Origin of the sequence: Selenomonas sp. FC4001, assembly GCF_000701565.1 — a bacterium.
GTDB classification, from domain to species: Bacteria; Bacillota; Negativicutes; order Selenomonadales; family Selenomonadaceae; genus Selenomonas_A; species Selenomonas_A ruminantium_B.
The window spans coordinates 11471-25414 of record NZ_JNJF01000004.1; the positions used below are offsets into that span (position 1 = coordinate 11471).

The 13944-nt window shown below is 50.5% G+C and carries 13 protein-coding genes; all 13 read left to right on the top strand.

Annotated features, from left to right (window positions below):
• The first annotated feature begins 659 nt into the window (after nucleotides 1-659).
• The 13 genes from T320_RS00045 (at nucleotide 660) to T320_RS00105 (ending at nucleotide 13823) form a co-directional block, all read left to right on the top strand.
• Nucleotides 660-968, top strand: coding sequence for a hypothetical protein (locus tag T320_RS00045; RefSeq protein WP_026760917.1), 309 nt, complete (start codon nucleotides 660-662; stop codon nucleotides 966-968).
• A 97-nt stretch (nucleotides 969-1065) separates the two neighbouring features.
• Entirely contained in the window at nucleotides 1066-3132 is a 2067-nt protein-coding gene (gene recG, locus T320_RS00050) for an ATP-dependent DNA helicase RecG (RefSeq protein WP_037351791.1), read from the top strand.
• 86 nt (nucleotides 3133-3218) lie between these two features.
• Entirely contained in the window at nucleotides 3219-4013 is a 795-nt protein-coding gene (gene dapB / locus T320_RS00055) for a 4-hydroxy-tetrahydrodipicolinate reductase (protein WP_037351793.1), read from the top strand.
• Nucleotides 4014-4060: 47 nt separating this feature from the next.
• The gene (locus T320_RS00060; protein ID WP_037351795.1) at nucleotides 4061-5092 is read left to right on the top strand and encodes an aspartate-semialdehyde dehydrogenase; all 1032 of its coding nucleotides are present in this window, start codon (nucleotides 4061-4063) and stop codon (nucleotides 5090-5092) included.
• Between the two features lie 276 nt (nucleotides 5093-5368).
• Nucleotides 5369-6871 (top strand): acetyl-CoA hydrolase/transferase family protein, encoded by a 1503-nt coding sequence (locus T320_RS00065; RefSeq protein ID WP_026760913.1) that lies wholly within the window; start codon nucleotides 5369-5371, stop codon nucleotides 6869-6871.
• Between the two features lie 53 nt (nucleotides 6872-6924).
• Complete coding sequence (locus tag T320_RS00070) at nucleotides 6925-8574, top strand: acyl-CoA mutase large subunit family protein (protein WP_026760912.1); 1650 nt, start codon at nucleotides 6925-6927, stop codon at nucleotides 8572-8574.
• Between the two features lie 38 nt (nucleotides 8575-8612).
• Nucleotides 8613-9008 carry a cobalamin B12-binding domain-containing protein gene (locus tag T320_RS00075; protein ID WP_026760911.1) on the top strand — a complete coding sequence of 132 codons (396 nt, stop codon included), beginning with the start codon at nucleotides 8613-8615 and terminating at the stop codon, nucleotides 9006-9008.
• A 106-nt stretch (nucleotides 9009-9114) separates the two neighbouring features.
• A complete protein-coding gene (meaB, locus tag T320_RS00080; protein ID WP_037351797.1) occupies nucleotides 9115-10056 on the top strand; it encodes a methylmalonyl Co-A mutase-associated GTPase MeaB in 942 nt (313 codons plus the stop codon).
• A gap of 28 nt (nucleotides 10057-10084) precedes the next feature.
• Entirely contained in the window at nucleotides 10085-10501 is a 417-nt protein-coding gene (gene mce / locus T320_RS00085; RefSeq protein ID WP_026760909.1) for a methylmalonyl-CoA epimerase, read from the top strand.
• 116 nt (nucleotides 10502-10617) lie between these two features.
• Nucleotides 10618-12147, top strand: coding sequence for a methylmalonyl-CoA decarboxylase subunit alpha (locus T320_RS00090; RefSeq protein WP_037351800.1), 1530 nt, complete (start codon nucleotides 10618-10620; stop codon nucleotides 12145-12147).
• A 30-nt stretch (nucleotides 12148-12177) separates the two neighbouring features.
• Nucleotides 12178-12333: a hypothetical protein gene (locus T320_RS00095; protein WP_026760907.1), complete on the top strand. Its 156-nt coding sequence runs from the start codon at nucleotides 12178-12180 to the stop codon at nucleotides 12331-12333.
• 39 nt (nucleotides 12334-12372) lie between these two features.
• Entirely contained in the window at nucleotides 12373-12759 is a 387-nt protein-coding gene (locus tag T320_RS00100; RefSeq protein ID WP_026760906.1) for a biotin/lipoyl-containing protein, read from the top strand.
• 161 nt (nucleotides 12760-12920) lie between these two features.
• Nucleotides 12921-13823, top strand: a complete 903-nt coding sequence (locus tag T320_RS00105) for a metal ABC transporter substrate-binding protein (protein WP_369793417.1) — start codon at nucleotides 12921-12923, stop codon at nucleotides 13821-13823.
• The last annotated feature ends 121 nt before the right edge of the window (nucleotides 13824-13944 follow it).

Sequence of the window (13944 nt, forward strand, 5' to 3'; positions counted from 1 at the left end):
ACAGAATTCAGAGGGAATGAAAACGAAGAAAAAGCGTTGTTTTTCGTGCCCCGTGTCGGATGCATCGAGGAATGCCAGTGGCATTCCGAGGGGACAGGCCTGTCCACCCGAGCAATCGGACACCCGTTGCCTGTGACGGCTTGTGCCCGGGGCGGTCTGTCTGGTGCAGTGACTAAGTGCTGGAAGGAGGAAAGCAGGCGTGCCACTGGCACCCCTGCACCCCCCCGCGGAAATAGGGCGAAGACTTGAGCACCCGCGGGGCAAGTGGGGCTGTGCATAAGTAATTTCTCACTCATGCAACAGCCCCTTTTTTATATCCTTTTTTCGTCTCCGATACACATAATTTGTAACAAAAGTGAATGTCAATCGTATATATAGTTAGAAGAGGAAATGAGATAACAATCAGGGAGGCGAGTAAAATGAAACAGTATTATATCAACCAATGGAACAAGATGCGTTATCGGCATAATCGTAAGCGCAATATCCGCAAGGCAGGAGGTTACAAATGCATAAAGTAAGCTTTTACAGAGCTGTGCGATAGCAGCTCTGTTTTTATGAGGTACTGTCTTGACAGGTCAAATCCGGACATGATAAAATTATTCTGTCTTTTATCATAACTTTATCCTATGTAAAAATACCCGAGGTGATAATCTTTAGTTATGGAGTACTTTGAACGTATCAAGAAAATCAGCAATGCCTGGGAACCGGAACTGTGCCGTCACTTTGTGGACCGGGATGAACGGGTCTGCATGGACATTTATCATACAGGGGCCTTAGCGCCAGAGCGTCACAAGATGACCATGGAGCGGGCTACGGATTACATCAGCAGCATGGCTGCGGTGATGGATATTAAGAGCATGCTTCGGGATATCGACCATATTACCATCCGCAGTGCCAAGGACAGCCGGATTATCTACCGCCTCACCACGCGTTTTGGTTATGCGGAAGAAGAATTCAAAGCAGTTTAACAAGAAGCCTTTCCAGTGTGAAGGGCTTTTTCTTATGCAGGAATCTCCTTTAAGAGAACGAATATATAGCACAGAATGATTAATTGGATGTGATTTTTTGCAACTGACGGACGGAATACAATATGTAAAGGGTGTGGGGCCGAAGAAAAAGGCTGAACTTAACCGCCTGGGACTCTTTACGGTCTACGACTTGCTGACCTATTTCCCCCGCACCTATGAGGACCAAAGCGTGCTCACGAGAATCTCTGAGCTGCAGGCCGGGGAAAAAGCCACGGTGGCGGGCACGATTATGAATGTCTCCGAACGGCAGGGAGGCAGGCGGGGCATGAGCATCCTTATGGCCCTGATTGGTGATGGTACGGGAATATTGCAGGTCACCTGGTTTAACCAAAAGTATCTGAAAAGCAAATTAAAGGTAGGAAAAAAAGTTTTTGTGACCGGGAAGGCGGCATATGCTTATGGCGGCCGGGGACAGTTTGCCATGAGTCAGCTGAGCAGCTTCCAGATTCTGGATGAGGAAGAAGAACCGGAAAACATGACGGGGATTATGCCGGTCTATCCGGCCACGGAAAAACTCAATCAGAAATTCTTCCGCAAAGTGCTTGGAGGACTGCTGACGGAGGAACTAAGCATTCGTGAACTGATTCCTGCAAGTGTAGCGGAACGTTATCATTTACTGAGCAGGCGGAAGGCTTTGCAGGACATTCATTTCCCCGCAGACTTTGCGGCATTAAAAGAAGCGCGGAATCATCTGGCCTTTGAGGAACTCTATCTGATTCAGTGCGGGCTGTTGCTCTTGAAACGGCAGGCGCGTGAGCACAGTAAGGGGATCCGTCATCTGCTTAGCAGTGAACTGGTGGGGCGGCTTGTAAAATCTCTGCCCTTTCAGTTGACGGATGACCAAAGCCGCACTTGGCAGGAAATTCAGCGGGATATGGAAAGCCCTCTGCCCATGCGGCGGCTGGTACAGGGTGATGTTGGCTCCGGTAAAACGGTAATCGCCATGCTGGCACTGGTTAAGACGGTGGAGAACGGCTATCAGGGTGCGCTTATGGCGCCTACGGAAATTCTGGCCAGCCAGCATTACGAAGGTTTTGTGAAGCAGTTGGAACCTTTAGGCATTCATGTAGGATTTTTGTCGGGGCGGCTGACGAAAAAGAAACGGGAGGAAATGTATGCCCGGATTGCTGCCCAGGAGGTGGATATCGTCATCGGTACCCATGCGCTGATTCAGGAAGGTGTGGCGTTTGCAAAGCTGGGCTTGGTGGTGACGGACGAACAGCATCGCTTCGGTATTGCCCAGCGGGCGGAGTTGGAGAAGAAGGGCAGGTTGATGCCGGATGTATTGGTCATGACGGCAACGCCCATTCCGCGTACCATGACGTTGACCGTGTACGGTGATTTGGATGTATCATTGATTCAGCAGCTGCCGCCGGGGCGTCAGCCTATCCGCACTTTCGTGAGGAAGCCCGACAAGCGGGATTTGATTTACGATTACGTTCATCAGCAGCTGGCTGCGGGGCGGCAGGCTTATGTGGTCTGTCCACTGATTGAAATGAATGAGGAAAGCGAACTGCCCTCAGCCGAGGAAGTCTATGATGAACTGCGCTACGGCATCTTCCGGGATATGCCCTGTGGTCTGGTCCATGGCAAGATGAAGGCGGCAGACAAGGAACAGGTCATGCAGGACTTCTACGACAATAAGATAAAGCTTCTGGTATCCACGACGGTAATCGAAGTGGGCGTCAACGTGCCCAATGCCAGCATTATGGTGGTGGAGCATGCGGAGCGCTTTGGCCTTGCTCAGCTCCATCAGCTGCGTGGGCGCATTGGACGAGGGGAATATAAGTCCTACTGCATCCTTGTGTCGGAAATGAAAACCGAAAGCGCCCGCGAACGGCTCAAAATTATGGCGGAGACAAGCGACGGCTTTAAGCTCGCGGAGGAGGATTTGCGCCTGCGCGGGCCGGGGCAATTCTTTGGTTCCATGCAGCATGGCCTGCCGGATTTGAAGGTAGCCGATGTCTTAAATGATATGGATATCCTGTTGAAAGCGCGGCAGGCAGCTCAGGAAACAGTGGCCAGTCAGGCAGAACGGCAGGATGTACTGCCGATTCTGGCATTGCAGTACAAGGAGCAGTTTGAAAATATCACCGATATCTAATGTGTTTTAGTCGAGAACATCTTGACATAACGCATAGACATAGTATACAATATTTCTAGCTTTGACAAGCATAGGAGGCGTGTGTTTTGGTAACAGTATTAGTGAACGGTGCATGCGGCCGTATGGGCCGTGCCGTGCTGAAGGCCGTACAGGAAGCAGAAGACTTGCAGCTGGTTGGTGCCGTGGACATTACAGGCGGTGCAGATTGCGGCGAGCTGGCCGGTCTTAAAGCCAATGGCGTAAAGGTAGAGACGGATTTACAGGCAGCACTGGACCGTATTAAACCGGAGGTTATGATTGATTTCACTCGTCCGGATGTGGTATTTCATAATGTAACGACGGCGTTGAAGGCTAAGGTTTCCCCCGTGGTGGGAACTACAGGCCTTAGCGATGAGCAGAAGGCAGAGATTAAGAAGCTGGCCGAAGAAAATGATACACCGGCCTTTATTGCACCGAATTTTGCTATCGGGGCTGTGTTGATGATGGTTATGGCCAAACAGGCGGCCAAATACATGCCGGAAGTGGAAATCATCGAGCTCCATCATGACAATAAGCTCGATGCACCTTCCGGTACGGCTGTGCAGACGGCAGCCATGATTGCCGAAGTCCGTGCAGAGCACAAGCAGGGGCATCCTGACGAAAAAGAAAAACTCACGGGCGCCCGCGGTGCTGATTACGAGGGGATGCATATTCACAGCGTACGTCTGCCCGGCTATGTAGCGCATCAGGAAGTTATCTTTGGCGGTTTGGGCCAGACGCTGACCATCCGTCACGATTCGCTGAACCGTGAGTCCTTTATGCCCGGTGTAGTGCTCGCGGCACAGAAGGTGCGCGGCCTTAAGGGGCTGACTGTAGGCTTGGACAAACTCTTGGAGTTTTAAGGCATAAAAAGAAAAACGGCTTTTACAAGCGAAAGGAATGAATGTCGATGAAAAAGTATAATGTGGCAATTCTGGGCGCAACGGGTGCCGTAGGTCAGGAATTCTTAAATCTCATTGAGGAACGCAATTTCCCGTTTGCTAACCTCAAGATGCTGGCTTCCAAACGCAGTGCCGGCAAGAAAATCCAGTTTATGAGCAAGGAATATACTGTTGAGGAAGCTACGGTGGATTCCTTTAAGGATGTGGATATCGCCCTGTTCGCTGGTGGCAGTGCCAGCAAGGAATTTGCGCCTGCCGCTGTAAAAGCCGGTGCCGTGGTTATCGATAACTCCAGCACCTTCCGTATGGACCCGGAAGTTCCTCTGGTTGTGCCGGAAGTCAATCCGGAAGCCATTGCCCAGCATAAGGGCATTATCGCCAATCCGAACTGCTCAACCATCATCATGGTTATGGCACTGAAGCCGCTTTATGATATTGCCAAAATCAAACGTGTAGTTGTCTCCACGTATCAGGCCGTATCCGGTGGCGGTAAGGAAGCTATGGCAGAACTCGAACAGCAGGTTGCGGATATCGTAGCAGGCAAGCCCGTAACGGCTAACATTCTGCCCGGTGCAGCCCTCAAGAAGCATTATCAGATTGCCTTCAACTTGCTGCCGCAGATTGACGTCTTCAAGGAAAACCTCTATACCAAAGAGGAAATGAAGATGATTGACGAGACGAAGAAAATCATGAGCGATAACGATATGCGTATCACGGCAACGACCATTCGTGTGCCGGTATACCGCAGCCATGCCGAGTCCGTCAATGTGGAATTTGCCGATGAGGTCAGCGTAGAAGCTGCCCGCAAAGCCCTCGAAGCATTCCCAGGTGTAGAAGTGGTGGATAACCCGGATGAACAGCTCTATCCGCAGCCGCTTGAAACCTCCGGCAAGAATGATGTGGCCGTAGGCCGTCTGCGTAAGGACTATTCCATCGACCATGGTCTTAATATGTGGGTTTGCGGTGACCAGATTCGCAAAGGTGCCGCTCTCAATGCACTGCAGATTGCAGAGTATATGATTGAGAAAGATATGCTCTAAATCAGAACAAAATAAAATTTTCACAAATATAGGTAACCGCCGTCAACTCTCACTTGACGGCGGTTTCTTTTCGTGCTAACATAGGTCGTGGGGCATAATTATTACATAGTAGTACGATAAGTCATGATTATAATTCATAGTTGTTATAACTTCATGTTATCATTGACAATAACGAATGTAATCATAGTTCGTGTTTATATGTAGATTTATGTTCAGGTTAATAAAATCTGTTGCCGGAACCGAAAATGGGTCGGCACTGATGAGGGAGGATTTTTCATGATTGATATTCTCGACCGCGTGCGCAACAAAGAGTTGCAAAGCAAGATTGTCACGGCGGAAGAAGCAGCAGCTTTTTTCAAAGAAGGCATGAATGTTGCAACCAGTGGTTTTACTGCTTCGGCATATCCGAAAGCAATTCCGCTGGCATTGGCTGAACGGATGAAGAAGGAACCGTTCACCATTAACCTCTGGACGGGAGCTTCCACAGGCCCGGAACTGGATGAAGCATTGGCCAAGGTTCACGGCATTAAGAAGCGTTTACCCTACCAGACGGATAAGGATTTGCGCAATGAAATCAACGACGGTTCGGTAGATTATCTGGACCTGCATCTTTCCGAGTCAGCCCAGCTCAGCCGTTGCGGTTATCTTGGCAAGGTGGATGTGGCAGTGGTAGAAGCCTGCGCCATCACCGAGGAAGGCAACATCATTCCGACCACGTCCTTGGGCAACGCTGCATCTTATGTGCAGAGTGCAGATACGGTTATCGTAGAAGTCAACACTTCTCAGCCGCTGGAACTTGAGGGTATGCATGATGTATATATTCCCATGGACCCGCCCAATCGTCTGCCCATTCCTATCGTGAAGGCAACGGACCGTGTAGGTACTCCGTACATTCCCTGCACGCCGGATAAGATTAAATACATCGTTCCTTGCGATATTCCCGACCATACGCGCCCACTCAAGGCCATCGACGAGGATTCCCGCAAGATGAGCCAGTTCACGCTGGACTTCCTCAAGAAGGAAGTGGAAGCTGGCCGCATGCCGAAGAATCTGCTGCCGCTGCAGTCTGGTGTCGGTAACGTAGCCAACGCTGTAATGGCTGGTTTCGTGGATTCGGACCTCAAGGATTTGACGGTATACACCGAAGTTATTCAGGATGGTATGCTCGACCTCATTGATGCCGGCAAACTGCTGATTGCTTCCGGTACGGCTTTCAGCCCGTCGCCTGAAGGTATGGCCCGCTTCTATAAGGACGTTGCCAAGTATAAGAAATACCTGCTGCTGCGTCCGGAAGAAATTTCCAACAGCCCGGAAGTGGTTCACCGTCTCGGCGTTATCGCCATGAACACGGCCATCGAAGTGGATATCTACGGCAACGTAAACTCCACGCATATCACGGGCACTAAGATGATGAACGGTATCGGCGGCAGCGGCGACTTTGCCCGCAACGCTTACCTGACCATCTTCTACACGCCGTCCGTTGCGAAAGATGGCAAGATTTCCGCAGTCGTTCCGATGTGCTCCCATATCGACCATACGGAACATGATGTGGACATCATCATTACGGAGCAGGGTATTGCAGACCTTCGTGGCAAGGCTCCCCGTGAGCGCGCCCTCGAAATCATCAATAACTGCGCCCATCCGGACTATCGTCCGATTTTGCGGGATTACTTCGAACGAGCAACCGAAGCAACCCATCATGCCAATACGCCGCACATTCTGGAAGAGGCACTGTCCTTCCATGAACGATTCGTGGCTACGGGCAGCATGAAAAAGTAAACTACAGATATAGATATATAGAAAATGACTGAATGAAGCAGGAGGAAATCCATATGAGCACGGAAAAAATCCAGGCTGAGCTTGCTAAATACGAAGCCAGCGTAGAAAAAGCAGTAGCACGTTTCCCGGAACGTCCGCATCTTCCTGAGCAGCGTCTGTATACGCCGCTCGATATTAAGGGCGATGATTATGCGGATGAAATCAGCTTCCCGGGCGTTTATCCCTTCACCCGTGGTGTACAGCCCACCATGTACCGTGGCCGTTTCTGGACCATGCGTATGTATGCCGGCTTCTCCACGGCAGAAGAATCCAACAAGCGTTATCGCATGTTGATTGAAAACGGCGCTACGGGCCTTTCCTGCGCCTTTGACCTGCCGACCCAGATTGGTTACGATTCCACCGACCCGATTTCCGAAGGTGAAGTTGGTAAGGTTGGTGTAGCCATCGACTCTCTGGCAGATATGGAAACTCTCTTTGACCAGATTGACCTGGGCAAGGTTTCTACGTCCATGACCATCAATGCACCGGCTTCGGTTCTCCTGGCCATGTATATCGCTGTAGCTGAAAAGCAGGGTGTTCCTGCTGACCAGCTCCGTGGTACGATTCAGAACGATATTCTGAAGGAATACGCAGCCCGCGGCACGTATATCTTCCCTCCGCGCCCGTCCATGCGCCTGATTACGAATATCTTTGAATACTGCTCCCAGAATGTACCGAAATGGAACACCATTTCCATCTCCGGTTACCATATCCGTGAAGCAGGTTCCACGGCAGCGCAGGAAATCGCATTCACCATCGCTGATGGTATTGCATACTGCGAAGCAGCAATCAAAGCTGGCCTGAAGATTGATGATTTCGCTGGCCGTCTGTCCTTCTTCTGGAATGCACATAACAACGTGCTTGAAGAAGTGGCGAAGTTCCGTGCTTCCCGCCGTATCTGGGCTAAAGTTATGAAGGAACGCTTCCATGCAGAAAAGGATAAATCCATGATGCTGCGTTTCCATACCCAGACGGCTGGTTCTATGCTGACTGCTCAGCAGCCCAACAACAACATCGTCCGCGTTGCTTTGCAGACGGCTGCTGCTGTTATGGGTGGCACTCAGTCCCTGCACACCAACTCCCGCGATGAAGCACTGGCTCTGCCGACGCAGGAATCCGTTACGATTGCTCTGCGTACCCAGCAGATTGTCGCTTACGAAAGCGGTCTTGCTGATGTTATCGACCCGCTGGCTGGTTCCTACTATGTAGAAGCCATGACGGACAAGATTGAAGCCGAAGCATGGGATTACATCAAGAAGATTGATGATATGGGCGGTGCTGTTGCTGCTATCGAAAAAGGCTACATCCAGAAAGAAATTCAGGATTCCGCTTACAAATGGCAGATGGATGTTGAATCCGGTGCCCGCACCATCGTTGGTGTCAACAAATTCCAGATGGAAAATGAAGAACCTCCAAAAGACCTGTTGAAGGTTGATGAAGCGGTTGGCGAACGCCAGAAGGCCAAAGTCAACGCCATGAAGGAAAAACGCGACAATGAGGCCGTTAAGGCTGCTCTGGCTGACCTCAAGAAAGCCTGCCAGGACGAAAACGAAAACCTTATGCCGCACATTCTCGCCGCCGTTAAGACTTACGCTACGCTCGGTGAAATCTGCAACGTAATGCGTGAAGTATTCGGTGAATATGAGGCTCATGTCAGCCTGTAATCAACAGCGTTTTAGCTTTTAGCTTGGAGGAATACAAAATGGAAAAGAAAATCAGAGTTCTTGTTGCAAAACCGGGCCTTGATGGCCATGATCGCGGTGCAAAAGTGGTTGCCCGTGCCCTGCGTGATGCTGGTTTTGAAGTTATCTATACGGGCCTGCGCCAGACTCCGGAACAGATTGCCGAAGCTGCCCTGCAGGAAGACGTTAATGTTGTTGCCATGAGCATCCTGTCCGGTGCACACGGCCATCTCTTCCCGAAAGTGGTAGACCTGGTTCGCGGCAACGGCATGACCGATACCCTGATTATCGGCGGCGGTGTTATCCCCGATGCCGATATCCCGGCCCTCAAAGAAGCTGGCGTAGCGGAAGTATTTACGCCGGGTACGCCGACCAGCGATGTGGTCAACTTTATCAAGGAAAACGTAAAACTCTGAGAAAGATAAGTTAGTGTTAGGCGGAGGGAACCGAAGCACCTGCTTGGTTTTCTCCCTTAACACTATTTTCTTGCTTACGCAAAAACTACCGAGAGGTGGTGACGATTTGGATATAGCAAAAGAATTACTCAAGGGCAACCGCCTGGCGTTATCCAAGGCCATCACGGCCATTGAAAACGAATATCCTGAAGCCACGGAAATTATGAAGGAGATTTATCCGCATACCGGCCATGCATATGTGCTGGGGATTACCGGGCCGCCGGGAGCAGGCAAGAGTACACTTACGGATAAGATTACCAGGGCTTACCGGGCCCAGGGAAAGACCGTGGGCATTGTGGCGGTGGACCCCACCAGCCCCTTTACCGGCGGTGCTATCTTAGGTGACCGTATCCGCATGAATGAACTGACACTTGACGCAGGAGTCTTTATCCGCAGCATGGGCACCCGCGGCAGTTTAGGGGGACTTTCCCACAAGACTGCTGATGCCGTAAAGGCCATGGATGCTTTTGGAAAGGACATCATTATCGTTGAGACAGTGGGGGTAGGCCAGTCGGAGGTGGATATCGTCAAAGCTGCCGATACTACCATGGTCGTGCTTATTCCGGGCATGGGGGATGACATTCAGGCCATTAAAGCTGGAATTCTGGAGATTGGTGATTTGTACTGCATTAACAAATCTGACCTCGATGGGGCAGACAAGCTGGTGCGGGAAATCAACATGATGCTGGATTTGGACAGCTTTATGACGGATTGGCGGCCGCCCATTACCAAAGTTATCGCCAGTCAGAACGAAGGCATCGAGGAATTAATCGGCACAGTGGAAAAGCACAGGGCGTATATCGAAGGCAACGGGGAACTGACCCGCCGCCGCACGAAGCGCACCCGTGATGAGATGCTCGATATCCTGAACAGCGGCATCAACAATTTCGTCAAAGGACAGATTGTGGACAGCGGCCGCTTGGATGAATTCGTGGAGAAAATCCGCGCTCATGATACGGACCCATACACCGTAGTGGGGGGCCTGATGGACGAGATGCTCAAAAAATAACTTGCATTAATTTTAGGAGGTAGAGATTATGTTTAAGGTATTAGGTGTAGATCATATCGGTATTGCTGTTGGTGACCTGAAAGAAGTTGGCTCCTTCTGGGGCGACATGCTCGGTCTGCCGAACAATGGTGAAGAAACCGTTGAAGAACAGAAAGTAACCACGGGCTTCTTCCCGACGCCGAATGGCAGCGAAATCGAACTCTTGGCTGCAACTTCTGATGATTCTCCGATTGCTAAGTTCATCGAAAAGAACGGCGGCCGTGGTGGCATCCAGCACATTGCTCTGCGCGTAGATAACCTCGAAGCAGCTCTGGCTGACCTCAAGGAAAAAGGCGTGCGCCTGATTGACGAAAAGCCCCGCAAAGGTGCTGGTGGTGCTAAGATTGCCTTCGTTCATCCGAAAGCCTCCCATGGTGTTCTTCTGGAACTCTGCCAGCGTGATTAATTGCAACATTTACGGGAATTATTTATCACTAGGTAATAAAAACTTGCAATTTCCCCGTAAATAGTGCAAAATATATAGCGGAGAACACAAAAGCTAATTATACGAGGAGGTATATAATGGCTACTGTTCAGGAAAAAATTGATTTAATGCATGCCAAAAAAGAACATATCATGCAGGGCGGCGGCGAAGCTCGTATTGCCAAGCAGCATGAAAAAGGCAAGCAGACAGCTCGTGAACGTATCGCAAAACTGTTTGATGAAGGTACTTTCGTTGAGCTGGATATGTTTATGAAACATCGTTGCACCAACTTCGGTCAGGAAAAGAAAGAACTGCCCGGTGAAGGTGTAGTAACCGGTTACGGTACGGTTGACGGCCGTCTGGTTTATGCTTATGCACAGGATTTCACCGTTGAAGGCGGTTCCCTGGGTGAAAAGCATGCACATAAAATTTGGAAGGTTATGGATTTGGCCATGAAGATGGGCGCTCCCTGCATCGGCATCAACGACTCCGGCGGTGCTCGCATTCAGGAAGCCGTTGACGCTCTGTCCGGTTACGGCGGCATCTTCTTCCGCAACACAGCAGCTTCCGGCGTTATCCCGCAGATTTCCGTAATCATGGGTCCCTGCGCAGGCGGTGCTGTATACAGCCCGGCTATCACGGACTTTATCTACATGGTAAAGAACACGAGCCAGATGTTCATCACCGGCCCTGCCGTTATTAAATCCGTTACGGCGGAAGAAGTAACGGCTGAAGCTCTCGGTGGTGCTATGACCCACAACACCCGCAGCGGTGTGGCTCACTTTGCAGCTGAGGACGAAGACGACTGCATCAAGCAGATTCGTTACCTGCTGTCCTTCCTGCCGAGCAACAACATGGAAGATGCGCCGATTATGGAAACCGGCGATGATCCGGACCGTCAGGATGAAAGCCTGAACACGGTTATCCCGGATAACCCGAATGCACCTTATGACATGAAGGATGTTATTCGTTCCATCGTTGATAATGGTGAATTCTACGAAGTACATGAGCACTTTGCTACCAACATCATTTGCTGCTTCGCTCGTTTCGACGGCCGCAGCGTTGGTATCATCGCCAACCAGCCGAATGTAATGGCAGGCTGCCTGGATGTAGACGCTTCGGATAAATCCGCACGCTTCATCCGCTTCTGCGATGCCTTCAACATTCCTCTGGTTAACCTCGTTGACGTACCGGGCTTCCTGCCGGGCGTTGATCAGGAACACAATGGTATCATCCGTCATGGTGCCAAGATGCTCTATGCATACAGTGAAGCAACGGTTCCTAAGGTTACGGTTATCACCCGTAAGGCTTATGGCGGTTCCTACATCGCTATGTGCTGCCGCGAACTCGGCGCTGACCAGGTTATGGCTTGGCCGACTTCCGAAATCGCAGTTATGGGCCCGGCCGGTGCTGCTAACATCATCTTCCGCAAAGACCCGGATAAGGAAGCAAAGACGGCAGAGTATGTAGAAAACTTTGCTACGCCGTACGTTGCTGCTGAACGCGGTTATGTGGATATGGTTATCGAACCGAAGGAAACCCGACCGTACATTATTACGGCCCTCAATGCTCTCGCTAGCAAGCGTGAGGTTGGCCCGGCCAAGAAACACGGGTGCATTCCGCTTTAATTGTTAATTCGGAATTCGGAGGTCTTTACCATGAAAACTGAAGCAAATGGCGCTTCGCCAGAAGTGGTGGCAGCAATTACCGCTGCTGTCCAGATGATGATGGGTAACAAGGTTGTGGCTGTTCGCATCAAGCGCAGCGACGTATGGGCTATGTCCGCCCGTGGCGGCCTGGCTCGTCCGTTCTGATAAAAGTTACCGCGTAAATCTACAATGGGGGAATAACGAATGAAAAAGTTCAATATCACGGTAAACGGTACGGCTTATGAAGTCGAAGTTGAAGAAGTAAAATCCGCTGTTGCAGCTCCGAAGGCTGCTCCGGCTGCACCGAAAGCAGCTCCTGCACCGGCTCCGGCCGCTCCCGCTGCACCGAAGAAGGCTGCTGTAGCCGCTGGTGCTGGTGAGCACTCCATCGATGCTCCGATGCCGGGCAAAATCGTGAAGCTCGTTGCTTCCGAAGGCCAGGCTGTTAAAGCTGGCGAAACCCTGCTGATTCTCGAAGCTATGAAGATGCAGAACGAAATCGCTGCTGACGCTGACGGCGTTGTTAAGAGCTTCAACGTGGCTGCTGGCCAGAGCGTTAAAGCTCATGAATCCCTGGTTATCCTGGGCTAATTCCATAGCGAATCGGAAAAGAGCACTGCGGTGCTCTTTTTTCATTATATGAACGAATAGACAAATGATAATCTCACTCAATTACCTTGACAAGTCAGACGGACCCTTGTAGAATGTGATTTGTTTCAAGTTTATATACGTTAAGAGCCTTAGGGAAGGAGTTGTCTTGCTTGAAAAAGATAATGAGTATATTGCTGGCTGTTCTGGTCTGTGTGTTCGCCGTAGGCTGCGGCGGTCAGACAGCCAAGGATAAGAAGGAGTTTACTATCGTCACTTCATTCTATCCCATGTACATTGATGTGCTGAACATCACCAAAGGGGTAGAGGGCGTTAAGGTGGTCAACATGACCAAGCCGCAGACCGGCTGTCTGCACGATTATCAGCTGACTACTGAGGACATGAAGACATTGGAGAAAGCGGATGTGTTCGTGGTCAACGGTGCGGGCATGGAAAGCTTTTTGGAAAAAGCAGCCAAGCAGAATCCGAAGATGAAGACCATTGAGGCTTCCAACTACAAGGACATCAATCTGCTGAAAAATGGCGACGAGGAAAATCCCCATGTATGGCTGTCGGTGACTTACAGTATTGCGCAGGTCAAAGCGATTACCGCCGGGCTTTGCGAAGCAGACCCTGCACACAAGGATGCTTACCGCAAGAATGCACTCGACTACTGCATGAAGCTCGAAGCGCTCAAAGAGGAAATGCACAGCGAGCTCGACAATCTGCCGCATAAGGATATCGTGACCTTCCATGAGGCTTTCCCGTATCTGGCCAAAGAATTCAAGCTCAATATTGTCAGCGTTATCGAGCGTGAGCCGGGCACGGAACCGACGCCACAGGAACTTGAGGACACCATCAAGCAGGTAAATGGCCTTACGACTAAGGTACTGTTTACAGAACCGCAGTATTCTCCGGCAGCGGCTGAGACGATTGCCCGCGAAACCGGCGCGAAAGTCTACCAGCTTGACCCGATTGTAACCGGCGAAGCCAACGAAAGCGCCATGGATGCCTATATTGACACCATGAAGAAGAATATGGCAGTGCTCAAAGAAGCCCTGCAGTGATGATGAAATTGACTTGTCAGCTTTTGACAAGTCAATTTTTCTTGCCAAAAGTCAAAAAAACAAATATAATAAAGGAAAAGTCAAATGGTCAATAGGATTATATATTATAGAAGGTGATGAA